The sequence below is a fragment of the Enterobacter cloacae complex sp. 385G4 genome (assembly GCF_057320665.1).
Genome location: NZ_JBXWDD010000001.1, coordinates 567188 through 585084 on the forward strand (window position 1 = coordinate 567188; position 17897 = coordinate 585084).

Annotated in this window: 18 protein-coding genes; 13 read left to right on the forward strand and 5 right to left on the reverse strand. The window is 58.1% G+C overall.

All coding sequences use genetic code 11. The features are described from left to right. Nucleotides 1-75: 75 nt before the first annotated feature. On the forward strand, nucleotides 76-750 hold the full coding sequence (locus tag AC2FAJ_RS02850; protein ID WP_309257114.1) for a DUF3313 domain-containing protein: 675 nt from the start codon (nucleotides 76-78) through the stop codon (nucleotides 748-750). 34 nt (nucleotides 751-784) lie between these two features. Here the strand turns inward: AC2FAJ_RS02850 and AC2FAJ_RS02855 are convergent, their stop codons facing one another. Next, the gene (locus AC2FAJ_RS02855; RefSeq protein WP_041910027.1) at nucleotides 785-1681 is read right to left on the reverse strand and encodes a DMT family transporter; all 897 of its coding nucleotides are present in this window, start codon (nucleotides 1679-1681) and stop codon (nucleotides 785-787) included. Between the two features lie 174 nt (nucleotides 1682-1855). Between AC2FAJ_RS02855 and AC2FAJ_RS02860 the strand changes: the two genes are divergently transcribed. Then, the gene (locus AC2FAJ_RS02860) at nucleotides 1856-2728 is read left to right on the forward strand and encodes a helix-turn-helix transcriptional regulator (protein WP_041910025.1); all 873 of its coding nucleotides are present in this window, start codon (nucleotides 1856-1858) and stop codon (nucleotides 2726-2728) included. Here AC2FAJ_RS02860 and AC2FAJ_RS02865 read toward each other — a convergent pair. Then, on the reverse strand, nucleotides 2702-3874 hold the full coding sequence (locus AC2FAJ_RS02865) for a benzoate/H(+) symporter BenE family transporter (protein ID WP_041910024.1): 1173 nt from the start codon (nucleotides 3872-3874) through the stop codon (nucleotides 2702-2704). The genes AC2FAJ_RS02860 and AC2FAJ_RS02865 overlap by 27 nt on opposite strands. 92 nt (nucleotides 3875-3966) lie before the next feature. Here AC2FAJ_RS02865 and AC2FAJ_RS02870 point away from each other — a divergent pair, with 92 nt between their 5' ends. Both AC2FAJ_RS02870 and AC2FAJ_RS02875 read left to right on the forward strand, forming a co-directional pair. Beyond that, nucleotides 3967-4494 carry a helix-turn-helix domain-containing protein gene (locus AC2FAJ_RS02870; protein ID WP_041910022.1) on the forward strand — a complete coding sequence of 176 codons (528 nt, stop codon included), beginning with the start codon at nucleotides 3967-3969 and terminating at the stop codon, nucleotides 4492-4494. Nucleotides 4495-4574: 80 nt separating this feature from the next. Further along, nucleotides 4575-6539: a peptidase U32 family protein gene (locus AC2FAJ_RS02875; RefSeq protein ID WP_060571848.1), complete on the forward strand. Its 1965-nt coding sequence runs from the start codon at nucleotides 4575-4577 to the stop codon at nucleotides 6537-6539. On the opposite strand, the gene AC2FAJ_RS02880 is transcribed toward AC2FAJ_RS02875, so the two are convergent. Beyond that, a complete protein-coding gene (locus tag AC2FAJ_RS02880; protein ID WP_028013125.1) occupies nucleotides 6540-6770 on the reverse strand; it encodes a DUF2554 family protein in 231 nt (76 codons plus the stop codon). It lies immediately after the preceding gene. A gap of 243 nt (nucleotides 6771-7013) precedes the next feature. Here AC2FAJ_RS02880 and AC2FAJ_RS02885 point away from each other — a divergent pair, with 243 nt between their 5' ends. Then, a complete protein-coding gene (locus AC2FAJ_RS02885; protein WP_041910018.1) occupies nucleotides 7014-7376 on the forward strand; it encodes a hypothetical protein in 363 nt (120 codons plus the stop codon). 155 nt (nucleotides 7377-7531) lie between these two features. Here the strand turns inward: AC2FAJ_RS02885 and ftrA are convergent, their stop codons facing one another. Further along, nucleotides 7532-8539: a transcriptional regulator FtrA gene (gene ftrA, locus AC2FAJ_RS02890; protein ID WP_485453783.1), complete on the reverse strand. Its 1008-nt coding sequence runs from the start codon at nucleotides 8537-8539 to the stop codon at nucleotides 7532-7534. A gap of 73 nt (nucleotides 8540-8612) precedes the next feature. Between ftrA and AC2FAJ_RS02895 the strand changes: the two genes are divergently transcribed. The 8 genes from AC2FAJ_RS02895 (at nucleotide 8613) to zinT (ending at nucleotide 16631) form a co-directional block, all read left to right on the forward strand. Further along, nucleotides 8613-9026, forward strand: a complete 414-nt coding sequence (locus AC2FAJ_RS02895) for a rhodanese-like domain-containing protein (protein WP_485453784.1) — start codon at nucleotides 8613-8615, stop codon at nucleotides 9024-9026. Nucleotides 9027-9182: 156 nt separating this feature from the next. Continuing rightward, entirely contained in the window at nucleotides 9183-10286 is a 1104-nt protein-coding gene (locus tag AC2FAJ_RS02900) for a cobalamin-independent methionine synthase II family protein (protein WP_041910011.1), read from the forward strand. Between the two features lie 202 nt (nucleotides 10287-10488). Continuing rightward, nucleotides 10489-11760, forward strand: coding sequence for an urea ABC transporter substrate-binding protein (gene urtA, locus AC2FAJ_RS02905; protein WP_028013130.1), 1272 nt, complete (start codon nucleotides 10489-10491; stop codon nucleotides 11758-11760). A gap of 24 nt (nucleotides 11761-11784) precedes the next feature. Continuing rightward, complete coding sequence (gene urtB, locus AC2FAJ_RS02910) at nucleotides 11785-13359, forward strand: urea ABC transporter permease subunit UrtB (RefSeq protein WP_485453785.1); 1575 nt, start codon at nucleotides 11785-11787, stop codon at nucleotides 13357-13359. Further along, a complete protein-coding gene (gene urtC, locus AC2FAJ_RS02915) occupies nucleotides 13359-14432 on the forward strand; it encodes an urea ABC transporter permease subunit UrtC (RefSeq protein WP_041910007.1) in 1074 nt (357 codons plus the stop codon). The genes urtB and urtC overlap by 1 nt, the downstream gene beginning before the upstream one ends. After that, the gene (gene urtD, locus AC2FAJ_RS02920; protein WP_041910005.1) at nucleotides 14432-15229 is read left to right on the forward strand and encodes an urea ABC transporter ATP-binding protein UrtD; all 798 of its coding nucleotides are present in this window, start codon (nucleotides 14432-14434) and stop codon (nucleotides 15227-15229) included. Before urtC ends, urtD begins: the two co-directional genes overlap by 1 nt. Nucleotides 15230-15238: 9 nt before the next feature. Then, the gene (urtE, locus tag AC2FAJ_RS02925) at nucleotides 15239-15937 is read left to right on the forward strand and encodes an urea ABC transporter ATP-binding subunit UrtE (RefSeq protein ID WP_028013134.1); all 699 of its coding nucleotides are present in this window, start codon (nucleotides 15239-15241) and stop codon (nucleotides 15935-15937) included. Nucleotides 15938-15989: 52 nt separating this feature from the next. Next, a complete protein-coding gene (zinT, locus tag AC2FAJ_RS02930) occupies nucleotides 15990-16631 on the forward strand; it encodes a metal-binding protein ZinT (RefSeq protein ID WP_041910003.1) in 642 nt (213 codons plus the stop codon). A gap of 46 nt (nucleotides 16632-16677) precedes the next feature. Here zinT and ydeE read toward each other — a convergent pair whose 3' ends face one another. Continuing rightward, the gene (ydeE, locus tag AC2FAJ_RS02935) at nucleotides 16678-17871 is read right to left on the reverse strand and encodes an efflux MFS transporter YdeE (RefSeq protein WP_153655879.1); all 1194 of its coding nucleotides are present in this window, start codon (nucleotides 17869-17871) and stop codon (nucleotides 16678-16680) included. Nucleotides 17872-17897: the final 26 nt, after the last annotated feature.

The window sequence follows — 17897 nt, forward strand, 5'->3', positions numbered from 1 at the left end:
TTTTTGTCACAACAAACCCGCCGAACTTTTGCTATAACTTCAAATGCATACTTGCAGATTACATGGAAAACTATCATGCGTACTCAAACTTTTTTTAAAGTTGCAGTGCTTACTGGTTTATTGGCAGTGGCGGGCTGTTCTTCAAAAGTCGCGGCTCCAGAACAATATTCAGGCTTTTTAAAAGATTATTCCGGCTTGCAGCAGACGACGTCTGCAACGGGTAAACCAACGCTGCGTTGGGTTGACCCTTCCTATAACGAAGCCAACTATGACAGCATTATCTGGACGCCGATTACCTATTATCCAGCGCCAAAACCAACCACTCAGATTGGTAAAAGAACGCTTGATGAGCTGCTGAATTACACCAATAACAAAATGAAAACGGCTATTGGTACCCGTAAGCCGATTGTGACCACGCCGGGTAAACACAGCCTGATTTTCCGCGGTGCTATCACCGGGGTGAGTTCGCAGAAAGAAGGCCTGCAGTTCTATGAAGTGGTGCCGGTCGCGCTGGTGGTAGCAGGTACGCAGATGGCTACCGGCCATCGCACCATGGATACCCATCTCTACTTTGAAGGTGAGCTGATCGACGCGGCCACCAATAAACCGGTGATGAAGGTGGTTCGTAAAGGTGAAGGTAAAGAGCTGAATAACGAAAGTACGCCGATGACCTTTGCGACGCTGAAGCAGGTTGTTGACGACATGGCGACGGACGCCACCATGTTTGACGTGCATAAAACAGCGAAATAACGTTAAGCGGCCTGCATTGCGCAGGCCGTTTTTTTTACGCCGTACGCAGGCGCCTGAACCAGGTCTCTGGTTTCGTGAACATCACCATATTCCCGCCCAGAATCAGCAGCAAACCGACGATACCGTTGATGTGCCAGACGTAGCCTTCATACACCGTTGAGATAGAGAGCGCCACCAGCGGGAAGAGCAGCGTACTGTAGGCCGCTTTCCCGGGGCCGATACGTCCCACCAGCGTGAAGTAGGCGCCAAAGGCAATCACCGAGCCGAATAGGGCCAGATAGAGCAGCGCGCCCATGTAGGTGACCGTCCATTCCGGGGTAAAACTGTCGCCTCTGAAGAGCGCAATAACCCCCATCACCAGCGTGCCGTAAAGCATAGCCCAGGCGTTGGTGGTCATGGTTTCCAGACCTCTGCGCTGATGGCGCATGCTGATCATATTGCCCAGTGAGAAGCCGTACGTGCCGAGGGCGGAAAGGCCAATGCCCGTCAGGAGCGATACGCTCCAGCCGCTGGCCAGCAGGTCGTCCCAGAAAAGGGTCACGATCCCCACAAGACCCAGCGCCGCCGCCGTCCAGAAACGCGCGGGCGGGCGCTGTCCAAAGAAAATAAAACAGTTAATGGCGTTGTAGAGCACCGCCATGGAGAAGATCACCGATTCCAGCCCGGTGTTGATGTGTGCCGCCGCGGTATAAAAACACCAGAAGTTAAAGCAGAAGACGCAGCATCCCTGAAGCATGCAGAACAGATGATCCCGCAGCGCCAGCTTACGCAACCGGCGCAGGGCAAGTAACACCACCATCATCGTGGCGCTGGCCACCGCGAAACGCCAGAAAATAGAGACGGGGGCGGGTACGGGACCCTGCTGCAGGAAAATGGCAATCCAGGTGGTTCCCCAGATGATCACCACCAGTCCGTATAATAACGCGTTCATATTTTTTCTCTTCTCAAACCACGGAAGCCCGCAGTATGGCGCTGTCCTCGGTCTGGGGCTTTCACCGGCTTGCGGTAGACTTGCAAAATCTTGCGCTTTTTTCTTTTCCGGGGGCTGGCAACGGGGGACAACAGTTCTTAGACTGACAGTTCACTCAATAACGCGCTAACGGTTATGTCTCACGCTTACGATACCTTTGAAACGCTTCGCCAGCAGAATGCGGTCCTGCGGGAAACGGTCGCGCTCAATTCCGGCATTCAGCTGGCGGCGTGGTACAACAAGCACGATACGATAACGGTTAAAAGCAATCATCATACCCTTAGTCTGTACGTCGCCGACGGTTACGAAAGCTATCAAAAGACGCCGGGCGGCTGGAAGAACGGCGGGGGACCGGACCGTTTCTGTCTGATGCCGAAAGAGAGCGAATCGACGTGGGACATCCGCGATGACCTGTCGTTTGTCCATCTCTACTGCACCGATGAACACCTGCGCGATGTGGGCGAAAAAATCTGGGACAAGCGGCCCCTGTCGCTGACTCTGGACGAGCGCATTTTTGGCAGCGACCCGAAGATCACCGCGCTGTACCGCCAGTTTCTGCTTGGCTGCGACTGGCATCAGCAGGCCAACCAGCTCACCCTGAGCACGGCCTCTACGCTGCTGTTGACCCACCTGCTGCAAAACTACGCCAACGTTCAGTGGAAGCTCCCGGTCGTTACCGGCGGGCTATCGCCGTTTGTTCTGCGCAACGTGCTGGCATTTATTGAAGAAAACCTCGGACAGCCCCTGACGCTGGCCGATCTGGCGGCGCAGGCCGCACTCAGCGAATATCATTTTGCCCGCATGTTCCGCCAGTCGACGGGGCTGGCGCCGCATCAGTACGTTATGCAACGGCGCATGGAAAAAGCGAAAAACCTGGTGCAGCATACCTCGACGCCGCTGACGGATATCGCGCTGGCCTGCGGGTTTAACTCCGCCAGCCACTTCAGTAACCGTTTTCGCAGCGTCATGGGCATCACGCCGTCACAGCTGCGCGCGGCGAGCGCGTGAAAACAGGGCATAGCTTAAGCCGCCCAGCAACAGCCCCCAGAATGCCGAGCCGATGCCCAGGATCGTGACGCCGCTTGCGGTCATCAGAAACGTGACGATAGCCGCGTCGCGCTCCGCTTCATGATTCAGCGCCTGATATAAACTCCCGCTGATGGTACCCAGCAGCGCCAGACCGGCCAGCGTCTGGATCCAGCTGAGCGGCAGCGCAGCCATTATCCCGGTGATGGATCCGCCGAACACTCCCGCCAGCAGATAAAACCCGCCGGCCGCGATGGCCGCCAGCCAGCGTTTACCGGCATCGGGGTGGGCATCCGGGCTTTGACAGATAGCGGCGGTAATGGCGGCTATGCAGATGGAAAAGACGCCGAAGGGGGACAGCAGCAGCGCCAGCCCGCCCGTAAAAATAATGAGCGGTGAGACCGCCAGCGGATAGCCGGACGCTTTCATGGTCGCGAAACCGGGCGCATTTTGCGAGGCCATGGTCACCAGGAAGAAGGGCAAGCCGATGCTCACCAGGCTGGTGAAGGTGAACGTGGGCGCAATAAACTCAGGTGTGACGAAGGAAATGGTGATTTTATCGGTGACAACGTCACCTCCCGCCCACGCCACGATCCCGCCCACCAGCAGCGTAACGACGATTGCATAGCGCGGTGCCAGCGCTTTTGCCAGCAGCCACGCGGCAATCATGCTGCCGCACAGCAGAAAGTGCCCGTCCAGATGGGCAAACGCATGCAGCCCAAACTGCAGGAGTACGCCTGCCAGCATGGCCGCAGCCAGTGAGTGTGGGATCAGCTTCATCAGGCGGGCGAAAAGCCCGGTAATTCCGCAGAGTAAAATGAGCGCATTGGCGAAGATAAACACGCCGATTGTCTCGGCCAGCGTCACGCCGTGCAGGCTGGTGGCGAGTAGCGCCGCGCCGGGCGTAGACCAGGCGGTCAGCACCGGAGCTTTATACCACCAGGAGAGCGCCAGCGTGCTGACGCCCATCCCAACCCCCAGCGCGGTCATCCAGCCCGCAATCTGCTGTGCGCTGGCGCCTGCCGCGGCGGCGGCCTGCCAGATGATAGCTGCTGAACTGGCGTAACCGACCAGAACGGCGACAAATCCAGCCAGTACGACTGGAACGAGATGAGAGGTAGGGCGCATAGAAACTCCGCTGTGCGTTATAACGTCCGCGATAAGGTAACACTGTGCGCTATAGCGTACAAGTGGTATGCTCAGGGCCATCAGGAGGGAGCATGGACATTACACAACATCTTGCAGCAACGCTGAAAACGCTGCGCCAGGCGCGCGGCTGGAGTTTGTCGAAGCTGGCGGACGAAACGGGCGTGTCGAAAGCGATGCTCGGGCAAATCGAGCGCAATGAGTCCAGCCCGACGGTGTCGACGCTGTGGAAAATCGCCACCGGGCTGAACGTCCCGTTTTCCGCTTTCATTACGCCAGAGGCGGACAGGCCAGCTGTGTTTGATTCACAGCAGCAGGCGATGGTGGTCAAACCGCTCTTTCCCTGGGATGAGACGCTCCGGTTCGATCATTTCTCCATCACGCTGGCACCGGGTGCCCTGAGCGAGTCCACGCCGCATGAGGCAGGCGTGATTGAACATGTGGTGGTCATCAGCGGCGAGCTGGAGATGAACATCAACGGTGAGTGGCAGACGGTGCATGCCGATTCTGGCGTCCGTTTTGCCGGCGATAAACCGCACGCCTACCGCAACAGCAGGGACCGGCCGGTGCATTTTCACTCTCTGATCCATTATCCCCGCTGAGGCTACGCAAAACTGTTTCGCTGGCGCATACTTCTGACTACAATAGCCGCCATTTTGACCATAACGGATAACGACGAAGTATGCGCCTGCAATCCCATCATCTTGAACTTTTAAGCCCGGCCCGCGACGCCGCCATTGCCCGTGAAGCGATCCTTCATGGCGCTGACGCCGTCTACATCGGCGGCCCTGGCTTCGGTGCCCGCCATAACGCCAGCAACAGCCTGCGCGATATTGCCGATCTGGTGCCGTTCGCCCACCGTTTCGGGGCGAAAGTGTTCGTGACCCTGAACACCATTCTTCATGATGATGAGCTGGAACCCGCGCAGCGTCTGATTACCGATCTCTACCAGACCGGCGTCGATGCCCTGATTGTTCAGGACATGGGCGTGCTTGAGCTGGATATTCCGCCTATCGAACTGCATGCCAGCACCCAGTGCGATATCCGCACGGTTGAGAAGGCGAAGTTTCTCTCCGACGTGGGCTTTTCGCAGATCGTTCTGGCCCGCGAGCTGAACCTCAATCAGATCCGCGATATTCACCAGGCAACCGACGCGACGATCGAATTCTTTATCCACGGCGCGCTGTGCGTGGCCTATTCCGGCCAGTGCAACATCTCCCACGCGCAGACGGGCCGCAGCGCCAACCGCGGCGACTGCTCGCAGGCCTGCCGTCTGCCGTATACCCTGAAAGACGACCAGGGTCGCGTGGTGGCGTTCGAAAAACACCTGCTTTCCATGAAGGATAACGATCAGACCGCCAACCTGGGCGCGCTGATCGACGCGGGCGTGCGTTCCTTCAAGATTGAAGGGCGCTACAAAGATATGAGCTACGTGAAGAACATCACCGCGCACTATCGCCAGATGCTGGACGCCATCATCGAAGATCGCGGTGACCTGGCGCGCGCCTCGGCCGGTCGTACCGAACATTTCTTTATTCCGTCAACGGACAAAACCTTCCACCGCGGCAGCACGGACTATTTCGTGAACGCCCGCAAAGGGGATATCGGCGCGTTTGACTCACCGAAGTTTATCGGTTTACCGGTCGGTGAAGTGTTGAAAGTGGCGAAAGATTACCTGGACGTTGAAGTGACCGAGCCGCTGGCGAACGGCGACGGCCTGAACGTGATGATTAAGCGTGAAGTGGTGGGCTTCCGCGCCAACACGGTCGAAAAAACCGGCGAGAACCGCTACCGCGTCTGGCCGAATGAAATGCCTGCCGATCTCTACAAGGCAAGGCCGAACGCGCCGCTCAACCGTAACCTGGATCATAACTGGCAGCAGGCGTTGCTGAAAACCTCCAGCGAGCGTCGCATCGCGGTGGACATTGAGCTGGGCGGCTGGGAAGAGCAGCTGATCCTGACCATGACCTGCGAAGACGGCATCAGCGTAACGCATACCCTTGATGGCCTGTTCGAGGTGGCAAACAACGCGGATAAAGCGCTTAACAGCCTGAAGGACGGCGTAGCGAAGCTGGGCCAGACGATTTACTACGCGCGCGCCATCGAGGTTAATCTGCCGGACGCGCTGTTCGTGCCGAACAGCCTGCTGAACCAGTTCCGCCGCGAAACGGCAGAGATGCTGGATGCCGCACGCCTGGCGCAGTATCCGCGCGGCAGCCGTAAGGCCGAATCCGTTCCTGCGCCTGTGTATCCGGACACCCATTTATCGTTCCTGGCCAACGTTTACAACCATAAAGCGCGTGAATTTTATCATCGCCACGGCGTGCAGCTTATCGACGCGGCCTATGAAGCGCACGAAGAGAAGGGCGATGTGCCGGTTATGATCACCAAGCACTGCCTGCGCTTTGCTTTTAACCTGTGCCCGAAACAGGCGAAAGGGAATATTAAAAGCTGGAAGGCCACCCCCATGCAGCTGGTCAACGGTGACGAAGTCCTGACCCTGAAGTTTGACTGCCGTCCTTGTGAAATGCATGTTATCGGCAAAATGAAAAACCACATTTTCAAAATGCCACCGCCGGGCAGCATCGTTGCGTCCGTGAGCCCGGACGATCTGATGAAAACCCTTCCGAAACGCAAGGGCAGTTAATTACCTTACGTGCGTGTCCGGTTTGCGCGATTTCTGCCACAGGTGGTGTTCGCGCAAACCCTCCGCTGACTCTTCCGCTACACTGCGTAACTCGTCACTGTCGGCCTCATGCCGTAGCTGATGTTCCACATTCTTTACCCAAACATATTCATGCCCTTTGTGCCCGGCCATCAGCTGGCCGGAAAACAGCGCACAAATAAGCATGACGAGAGATAACCCTTTTTTCACCATGGTTTCACCGCTGAATAACATTGCGGGAATAAGCATGCCGATTATTTCTTCTCGTTATTATTCAATAATTCAAAGTACGGCAAAGAAAGTGTCAAATACTGTAGGATCGGAATTCTTCTTAAGAAATATCCTAAATACGAATTACGCGTTGTAAACTACCTGTTCTGGTACGGAAACAGACATTTACTTTAAGGATAATCCTATATAATAGAGGTTCTCTGGCTAAGGAATGAGTCTAAATAAATGAAAAAAATAATCGCACTTGCGCTCCTCGTGGCTGCCGTTGGGGCTACCGCAGGATTTCGCTATATCGGTAATGACGAACCAGAATATATTCAGTCCGCTGAAATTCGCGTTGGTTCCTATTTAACCAGCGACTATGGACGCGTAGCCTGCACTAGTAAAAGAGTAAATGAACAGCGCTGGGAATTAGACTGCACCCATCCGGCACGGGGAAAAACATTCCAGTTTGCGGTATATCCCTCTGAAAAGGCTCCCTATGGCGTATCGCGATCGTTTTATCTCGAGGCCCTTAACGATGATGCCAGGCAGAGCGCTGAGCAGGGCCTGATGCGCTATTTACAAATCAACACCAGCGCGAGTTAATCAGGCTGTTTAGCTTTCGTTGAGACAGCCAGTGTTAGTTTGTATGAGATCCGCTGCCCGACCATGGAGCGTCGGGGACGTAGAGACCAAAATACAAATCTATCCATGCAAGCATTTACCGCCAGATAATGGCGGTTTTTTTTGCGCTTTTGCCGCTAGCGGGCAGTATCAGAACGTGAAAATTGTTTGCGATACTGAGCCGGGGAAAGCGCGAACTGCTGACGAAAATGATGACGCAGCGTCGACGCCTGACCAAACCCGGTCTGTTCCGCGATGCTGTCGATGCTTAAACGGCTGCTCTCCAGATAATCTTTTGCTCTCAGCAGGCGTTCATTAAGCAGCCAGCGTGCGGGCGTCGTGCCCGTTGCCGCCTCGAAGCGACGAAGAAAGGTGCGCTGGCTCATGCCGACCCGACGCGCCAGCGAATCGACGCTGTGCGGCTCGACAAGGTGCGTGTGCAGAAAATCAAACAGCTGGCCCAGGCGCTGGCTCTCACGCAGCTGCGCCACCGGGCGGCTCAGCTGCTGCGGCTGTGAACCATCCCGGTGAGGGGGGATCACCAGCCGACGCGCCACGCTGTTGGCGGTTTCCATGCCATAGTCCCGCCGGACGACGTGCAGACAGAGATCGATTCCCGCCGCGCTGCCCGCGGAGGTCAGGATATCGCCCTCATCCTGGTAGAGCACATCCTCAACCACCTCGATGTCAGGGTAGCGAACCTTAAGCGCGTCAATGTAGCGCCAGTGCGTCGTGGCTTTACGTCCGTTCAGCAGCCCCGTAGCGGCCAGCACGAACACGCCCGAGCAGATGGACAGCAGCTGACATCCGCGCGCGCTGGCCTGGCGTAGCGCCTCGCAGAGCGCCGGAGGAACCGGTGAGTCCAGCCCCCGCCAGCCGGGAACCACGATCTGGTCCGCCGACGCAAGCAGGCTCAAGTCCCCATCGGTAACGATGCGGATCCCGCCGGTCGCCCGCAGTTCTCCGCTATCCACGCTCGCCACCGCAAAACGATACCAGTCGTCGCCCAGCTCCGGACGCGGCAGGCCAAAAATCTCAACCGCCACGCCAAACTCAAAGGTACATAGCCCGTCATACGCCAGCACCACCACCTGCGGGCGGGTAACCTGTCTTAAGTTTGTCATCTTTTTGCTGTTTTCTGGCATAAGCGAGCGCATTCACGGGCTGAATTTGTGGATAGAGTAGTGTTAACACAAACGCCAAAGATGAGGAAGGATCATGAGCTATGTTACTGATTTTCCGGCTGCCGAGCCGCAGGAAGCCGTTACCCATTTTCTGCGTCGCCTGAGCGTCGAAACCGACTGCGCCGACGTGCATCACGCCATCGCCAATAATGAGCAGGACTTCGTGCTGCTGCATGTGGTGGGGAGCCCGGAGCAGTTTGCCCGCCGCCATGTGCCGGGCGCTCTGCATATGCCGTGGAGCCAGATGACCGCTGAGCGCATGGCCCAATGGCCGGAAGGTACGCTGTTTGTCGTCTACTGTGCGGGGCCACACTGTAACGGCGCGGACAGGGCGGCGCTGAAGCTGGCGCGTCTCGGGCTGCCGGTCAAAATCATGCTCGGCGGCATCACCGGCTGGGAAGATGAACGCTACGCCTTTGCCAGCCAGGCGCACGCTGACGCGCTGTGAAGATGAATTTTTTTCAACACCCGTGAAATTTTCTCGTTTGCCGGAAACGGTAAGGTATGACATCTTTTTTGGACATTTAGACATCCAGAAGTCTAAAGATTCAAATGATGAATTATCACTGCGGGCAATCAATACCGGCAGACTGAGGAGATTTCCATGCAACGACAGCACGCCCCATACCGCGCCGACGTAGTCGGCAGCTTTTTACGCCCGGATGCCATCAAGCAGGCTCGCCTGAAGTTCGCCAGCGGCGAGATTGATGCCGGACAGCTTCGCGCGGTGGAGGACGAGGCTATTCGCCACGTCGTCGAGCAGCAGTGCGCGTGCGGCCTGCATGTGGTGACCGACGGTGAATTTCGCCGTGCCTGGTGGCACTTCGATTTCTTCGACGGTCTTCAGGGCGTTGAGCGTTACGATTCACAGCAGGGGATTCAGTTCAACGGAGTACAAACCAAAGCCCACGGCGTGCGCGTGACCGGCAAGCTGGGCTTTGGCGACCACCCGATGCTGGAAGACTTCCGCTATCTGAAAAGCATCAGCGGCAATGCCCAGCCGAAGATGACCATTCCCAGCCCAAGCGTGCTCCATTTCCGCGGCGGGCGCAAAGACATCGACGCGACGGTGTATCCTGATCTGAACGACTATTTCGACGATCTGGCAACCACCTGGCGCGACGCGATACGCGCATTCTACGACGCGGGCTGCCGTTATCTGCAGTTGGACGACACCGTCTGGGCCTACCTCTGCTCGGACGACCAGCGCCGTCAGATCCGCGAGCGCGGCGACGATGCCGATGAGCTGGCGCAAATCTATGCCCGCGTACTGAACAAGGCTCTGGAAGGCAAGCCGGAGGATCTGACCATCGGGCTGCACGTCTGCCGCGGTAACTTCCGTTCAACCTGGATTTCCGAAGGCGGCTACGAGCCGGTGGCGGAAGTGCTGTTCGGGACGGTCAACGTTGACGCATTCTTCCTGGAATACGATAACGACCGCAGCGGGGATTTCGCGCCGCTGCGCTTCGTTCGCCCGGGCAAGCAGCAGGTGGTGCTGGGCCTGATCACCACGAAAAACGGTGAGCTGGAGAACCCGGAAGGCGTGAAGGCCCGTCTGGAAGAGGCGGCGAAATACGTGGCGAAAGAGCAAATCTGCCTCAGCCCGCAGTGCGGTTTTGCCTCCACCGAAGAGGGCAACAGCCTGAGCGAGTCCCAGCAGTGGGATAAGGTCCGTCTGGTGACGCAGATCGCCAGCGAAGTCTGGTAAAACCGCTTCCTCAGCGCTGCATTATAAAAGTGCAGCGCTGTGCCATTCTGAGTCGTTCTCTTTACATCCTGCCGTCTGTCTCCTGCAATAGCGCATCCTCCATTCTGGCATCCTTTTTGCTCCTGCTTCGCTGACACCTTTATTTCCGCGTCCATGCCGTAACGGACGTTTTCGCACAGCGTTCTTTTTCAGGAGTGAAAATATGCAGCGTCGTACCTTATTAAAAGCCTTTGCGTTATCCGCGTCCGTCGTGGCGATGGGAATGAGTTTTGGCGTGCAGGCGGCCGACACCATCAAAGTGGGGATCATGCACTCTCTGTCCGGCACGATGGCCATCTCCGAAACCCCGCTAAAGGACGTCGCCCTGATGACCATCGACGAGATCAACGCCAAAGGCGGCGTGCTGGGTAAGAAACTGGAGCCTGTGGTGGTGGATCCAGCCTCAAACTGGCCGCTGTTTGCCGAGAAGGCACGCCAGCTACTGAGCCAGGATAAAGTGGCGGTGGTGTTCGGCTGCTGGACGTCGGTTTCGCGCAAATCCGTACTGCCGGTTTTCGAGGAGCTGAACGGCCTGCTGTTCTATCCGGTGCAGTATGAGGGCGAGGAAATGTCGCCAAACGTCTTCTATACCGGCGCGGCGCCGAACCAGCAGGCTATCCCGGCGGTGGAATACCTGATGAGCGAAGACGGCGGCGGGGCGAAGCGCTTCTTCCTGCTGGGGACCGACTACGTTTACCCGCGCACCACCAACAAAATCCTGCGCGCGTTCCTGCATTCGAAAGGGGTTGAGGATAAGGACATCGAAGAGGTTTACACCCCGTTTGGTCACAGCGACTACCAGACCATCGTCGCCAGCATCAAGAAATTCTCCGCCGGCGGCAAAACCGCCGTGGTGTCGACCATCAACGGCGACTCCAACGTGCCGTTCTACAAAGAGCTGGCTAACCAGGGGCTGAAGGCCACCGACGTGCCGGTGGTGGCGTTCTCTGTCGGCGAAGAAGAGCTACGCGGAATCGACACCAAACCGCTGGTGGGTAACCTGGCGGCGTGGAACTACTTTGAGTCCGTGGATAATCCAACCAACCAGGCGTTCGTCGCGGATTACAAAGCCTATGCGAAGGCGCACAAGCTGCCGAATGCCGATACCGTCGTGACAAACGACCCGATGGAAGCGACTTACGTGGGGATCCACATGTGGGCACAGGCGGTGGAAAAAGCGGGCACCACCGACGTGGATAAAGTGCGCGCGGCGATGGCCGGTCAGTCATTTAAGGCGCCGTCTGGCTTTACGCTCACCATGGATGCCACCAACCATCATCTGCATAAGCCGGTCATGATCGGTGAAATTGAAGGCAACGGCCAGTTCAACGTGGTCTGGCAGACGGAACAGCCAGTACGCGCCCAGCCGTGGAGTCCGTTCATCGCCGGGAATGACAAAAAGCCCGACCAGCCGATGAAAACCGCCAGCAACTAGGCCATTGCCTCAGGGAGAAACGTCATGAACGCCATGCGCATGTTCATCGCTCTTGTATGGCTTTCCGGACTGCTGCCAGGGATGGCGCAGGCATCGGATGCCGATCGTTTTGTTGCCGCCAGCCGCGGCCAGCAGGCGGAGCTCCTCACGCAGTGGGCCGCCGCGCCGGATGCCGCCAGGCTTCCGCTGCTTCAGTCCCTGCAAAAGGAAAACCTGTATACCGACAGCCAAAAGCACGCCTTTGCGAAGCGTAATGGCGAAATGGTTTCGCTCGGTGACGCCCGCGCGGCAGTAGGGCAAACCAAAGCCGTACGCCTGACAAACCGGCTGCGCGTGCTGGCTGCAACGGCCATTGCCACGCATCAGCTTGTTAGTGACAGTGTCACCGAAAGGCGGGCGGCAGCCCGTCAGCTCCAGCGTGATGCTCAGCCCGACATGCTCGCTTTTCTGGAAAAGCGCGCCGGGGATGAAGCGGACGCTGTGGCGCGTCAGACGCTGCTGCTGGCGGTGGCAAACCTCCAGCTGGCGAGCCCGCAGCCGGAGGTGCGCCGCAGGGCCGTCGAACTGCTGGGCCAGTCAGACGATCCGGACGTACAGTCCAGACTCACTCCGTTTACCCAGGCGCAGACCGAGCCGGATGCCGGCGTGCGCGCGGCCGCAGAAGAGAGCCTTAGCCAGATTACGCATCGCCTGATGTGGGGCGATCTGCTGGGCCAGGCATTTATGGGGCTTTCTCTGGGGTCGGTGCTGCTGCTGGCCGCGCTGGGGCTCGCGATCACCTACGGCCTGCTGGGCGTCATTAACATGGCCCACGGCGAGATGCTGATGCTGGGGGCGTACGCTACGTGGATGGTGCAGCAGGCAATGGCCGGGATTGCCCCTCAGTGGCTGGCGCTCTATCCCGTTATCGCCTTGCCGGTAGCGTTCTGCCTGACGGCGGGCATTGGAATGGTGCTGGAGCGCACCGTGATCCGTCACCTGTACGGTCGTCCGCTGGAAACGCTGTTGGCGACATGGGGGATCAGCCTGATGCTCATCCAACTGGTGCGCATGACCTTTGGTGCCCAGAACCTCGAGGTGGCAAACCCGGCATGGCTTTCCGGCGGGGTACAGGTTTTTGCCAACCTGACCCTGCCGTGGAACCGCATTGTGGTGCTGGGCTTCGTGCTGCTGGTGCTGTTCTTCACCTGGCTGATTCTGAATAAAACCCGTCTTGGTCTGAACGTGCGCGCGGTGACGCAAAACCGCAGCATGGCCGCCTGCTGTGGGGTACCGACCGGGCGCGTCGATATGTTGGCGTTTGGGCTGGGTTCAGGGATCGCCGGGTTAGGCGGCGTGGCGTTATCCCAGCTTGGTAACGTCGGGCCGGAGCTTGGTCAGGGGTACATCATCGACTCGTTCCTCGTAGTCGTTCTCGGTGGCGTAGGCCAGCTGGCAGGCAGCGTGGCCGCCGCGTTCGGGCTGGGCATATTCAATAAAATCCTTGAGCCGCAGATGGGTGCGGTGCTGGGCAAGATCGTGATTCTGGTGGCGATCGTCCTGTTTATCCAGAAGCGCCCTCAGGGGCTGTTTGCACTGAAAGGGAGGGTGATTGACTGATGAGCCAGCCGCTGACCTTAACGCTGGCGCGTAAAGCGCCGCGCACGACACAGATTGCAGGCAGCCTGCTGGTGGCGTGTCTGCTGATTTTACCGTTTTTCGCCTTGCTGCCCGCCACGCATCCGCTGGCGCTGTCGACCTGGATGCTGACGCTCATCGGCAAGATCCTCTGCTATGCCATCGTTGCGGTGGCGCTGGATCTGGTGTGGGGCTACGCCGGCATGCTCTCTCTTGGACACGGCATCTTCTTCGCCCTGGGCGGCTATGTGATGGGCATGTACCTGATGCGCCAGGCGTCAGGCGACGGCCTGCCCGCGTTTATGTCGTTTCTCTCCTGGAGCGAGCTGCCGTGGTTCTGGTGGGGCACCCAGCACTTTGCCTGGGCGCTGGTGCTGATCGTGATGGTGCCGGGTTTGCTGGCGCTGGTGTTTGGCTGGTTTGCCTTCCGCTCGAAGATCAAAGGGGTTTACTTCTCGATTATGACCCAGGCGCTGACCTACGCGGGCATGCTGCTGTTCTTTCGCAACGAAACCGGCTTTGGCGGCAATAACGGCTTTACCAGTTTTACCACGCTGCTTGGGTTTTCGGTGACGGAAACGACCACCCGCATCGCGCTGTTCCTGGCGACGGTGCTGTTGCTGCTTCTGGCGTTGGGCACCGGATTTGCGCTGGCGAAGAGCAAGTTTGGCCGCATCCTGACCGCCGTGCGCGACGCGGAAAACCGCCTGACGTTCTGCGGGTACGATCCGCGCGGGTTCAAGCTGCTGGTATGGACGCTCTCCGCCGTGCTGTGCGGCCTGGCGGGGGCGCTGTACGTTCCGCAGGTGGGCATCATTAACCCCGGTGAAATGTCGCCGACCAACTCGATAGAAGCCGCCATCTGGGTGGCGCTGGGCGGGCGCGGCACCCTGGTGGGGCCGGTGATTGGCGCGGCGCTGGTGAACGGGGCGAAAAGCTTCTTTACCGTTGCCATGCCGGAGTACTGGCAGCTGTTTCTGGGGCTGATTTTTATCGCCGTCACGCTGTTCCTGCCGCGCGGCGTCTACGGTCTGTTGCGTAAGGGAGAGAAATAATGCAGCCAACGGAAGAGTTATTTACCCGCCAGTTGCCCGGTGATCGCTACCGGGACCAGACTGACCCGGTGCTTCAACTTGAGGCCATTAACGTCAGTTTCGACGGCTTCCAGGCGCTGACCGATCTCTCCCTGAATATCGGCGTGGGCGAGTTGCGCTGCGTGATTGGCCCCAACGGGGCGGGTAAAACCACGCTGATGGACGTGATCACCGGCAAAACCCGACCCAAAAGCGGGAGAGCGATTTACGACCAGTCCATCGACCTGACCGGGCTGGAGCCTGCGGCCATTGCTCGCCAGGGGATTGGCCGAAAATTCCAGAAACCCACGGTCTTTGAAGCGCTGACGGTGTGGGAGAACCTTGAGATCGCCATGAAAACCGATAAATCCGTCTGGGCGAGCCTGCGGGCAAAACTCAACGGCGAGCAGCGGGACCGCATTGACGAGATGCTGGTTCTTCTGCGCCTTGGCAGCGAGCGGGACCGTCGCGCCGGGCTGCTTTCGCACGGGCAGAAACAGTTCCTGGAGATCGGCATGCTGCTGGTGCAGGACCCGCACCTGCTGCTGCTGGATGAACCCGCCGCCGGGATGACCGATGCGGAAACGGAATACACCGCCGAGCTGTTCAAAACCCTGGCGGGCAAGCATTCCCTGATGGTGGTGGAGCACGACATGGGCTTCGTTGAAACGATTGCCGACCACGTCACGGTGCTGCATCAGGGGCGCGTGCTGGCGGAAGGCTCGCTTCGCGAGGTGCAGGCCAACGAGCAGGTGATTGAGGTCTATCTGGGCCGCTAAGGAGCGATGATGTTACAGGTTAACGAACTGAATCAGTACTACGGCGGCAGCCATATCCTGCGCGGCGTGAGCTTCGAAGCCGCTCCCGGTGAAGTCACCTGTCTGCTGGGCCGCAACGGCGTCGGGAAAACCACGCTGCTGAAGTGCCTGATGGGGCTGATCCCGGCGAAAACCGGGGAGGTCATCTGGCAGGGTAAAACGATCACCCACAGCAGGCCGCACCAGCGGGTGCAGTCCGGCGTGGCGTATGTCCCGCAGGGCCGCGAGATTTTCCCGCGCCTGACCGTGGAAGAGAACCTTTTGCTTGGGCTTTCGCGTTTTTCCGCCCGCGAGGCAAAGCAGGTTCCTGACGAGATCTGGCAGCTGTTCCCGGTTCTCAAAGAGATGAAGCACCGCCGCGGGGGCGATCTCTCCGGCGGGCAGCAGCAGCAGCTGGCGATTGGTCGCGCGCTGGCGAGCCGTCCGCAGCTGCTGATTCTGGACGAACCGACGGAAGGCATACAGCCTTCCGTCATCAAAGAGATTGGCCAGGTGATCCGCACCCTGGCAAACAGAGGCGACATGGCAATCCTGCTCGTCGAGCAGTTTTACGACTTTGCCGCCGAGCTGGCCGACAGCTATCTCCTGATGTCCCGCGGCACTATCATTCAGCGCGGGAGGGGCGAAAATATGGAGCAGGAGGGCGTTCGCGGGCTGGTTGCGATCTGAAATGTTATAATATAACATCCTCATTCTTATAAAACGGAATGAGGGCGTTACTTTGGCTGCACATATTGGAAAATTTGCCATGACTCTGGGGGCGCTGCTGGTCAGTGGCCAGCTGTTTGCTCACTCGCACGGCCATCAGATGACCGAAGCGGAACAGAAGGCGGCAAACGGCGTGTTTGAGGATAAAGACGTAAAGGACAGAGCGCTGTCCGACTGGGACGGCACCTGGCAGTCGGTGTATCCGTTCCTGCTGGACGGTTCGCTGGATCCGGTCTTCAAACAGAAAGCGCAGAAGGATAAAAGCAAAACCTTTGACGAGGTGAAAGCGTATTACCGCAAGGGATATGCCACGGACGTGGATGCCATCGGCATTGAAAATAATGTAATGGAATTCCACAGAGGCAAGGCGGTCAGCAGCTGTCAGTATGACTACAGTGGCTACAAAATTCTGACCTACGCATCGGGCAAAAAAGGCGTTCGCTATCTGTTTGAGTGTAAGGATGCCGACAGCAAGGCACCGAAGTTCGTGCAGTTCAGCGACCACATCATCGGGCCGAAAGCCTCATCGCACTTCCATATTTTTATGGGCAATACCTCCCACGAGGCGCTGCTGAAAGAGATGGACAACTGGCCGACCTATTATCCAAACGAGATGTACAAAGAGCAGGTTGTGGAGGAGATGCTGCACCACTGATGCGTTATTGCCGGGGGGCGGCTTCGCCTTACCCGGCCACTATTTTTTACGCCGCTTTGGGGGATTCGTTCCACGCCTTCACGCTCATTCCCCGCAAAATCATCAGCCAGGCAACGACGATGGCAACCATCATGATTGCAAACAGCGACCAGTGCGGCAGGTTGGTCAGGATAATGCCGGTGATCATCGGGTTTGCCGCCGCGCCGAGCCAGCCCAGCGCCTGCGCGGAAAAATAGCTGGCCTTCATCCCCGGCGGGGCGATGTTGTCGATCAGCATGTATTCACCCGGTGCGTAGATAATCTCACCCAGCGTAAAGATGGCGGCGGCGATGCCCCAGTAAATCAGGTTCTCCCCGGAGAGCATAAAGCCTCCCAGCCCCAGGATAAAAAACAGCGTTGCGGCGGTCATTAAAGGCCGAATATTGCTGGCGGAGATCTTGCGTCCCAGCGCGTACTGCAGCGTCACCACCACGGCGGCGTTAACGGGCAGCACCACGGCGACCACCTTCTGGGCAAAATCGCTGTCGGCATTGGCGGCCAGTACGTATTGCGAAATGCAGCTGGCGAACGATCCGCCCACGTAAGACGCGAGCAGGCCGGAGAGGGTGAACCAGAACAGGGCGCGATCTTTCAGCAGCACCGACGGCTGCCAGGGCATCTTCTCCTCGGCGGTATCCAGCGCGACGCTTTTTTGCACGAAGAAATGTATAAACCCGAGCGGCAGCGCGGCGCAGAAGGCCGCCAGCCAGAACGGCAGCTGCAGGCTGTACATCACCAGCAGGGTGCCAATCGGCGGTCCGATCGTCCAGCCAATGTTCAGGAAGCTGTAGTTGAGCGAGAAGACGCGCGCTTTCTGGCTGGAGGTCAGCACGTCCGAGAACCAGGCTTTCAGCACCGTCGAAAAGACGGAATAGGCGCAGTTGATCAGGGAAAAGAACAGCACTACCAGGCTGACGTTATCCACCAGCGGGATCGCGACAAAACCGGCGATAAAAGCCACGATCGCGATCAGCATGTAGCGTTTTTTATCAAACTTATCGGCCAGAATGCCAAATCCCAGGCTGAACACCACGCCAACGGTCAGCGCAATCGTCAGGGCATAACCAATATTCTCGACGCTCATATTAAACACGCGCGTGAGATAAATGGTCATGAACGGCAGCGTTGCCCCCCGACCGATGGTTAATAACAATGACGATGCCAGCAGCGCTGCGGTTGAGCGCCTGAGAGATGGTTTCATGTTCCTTCCCGACGGTTGCTTATGCT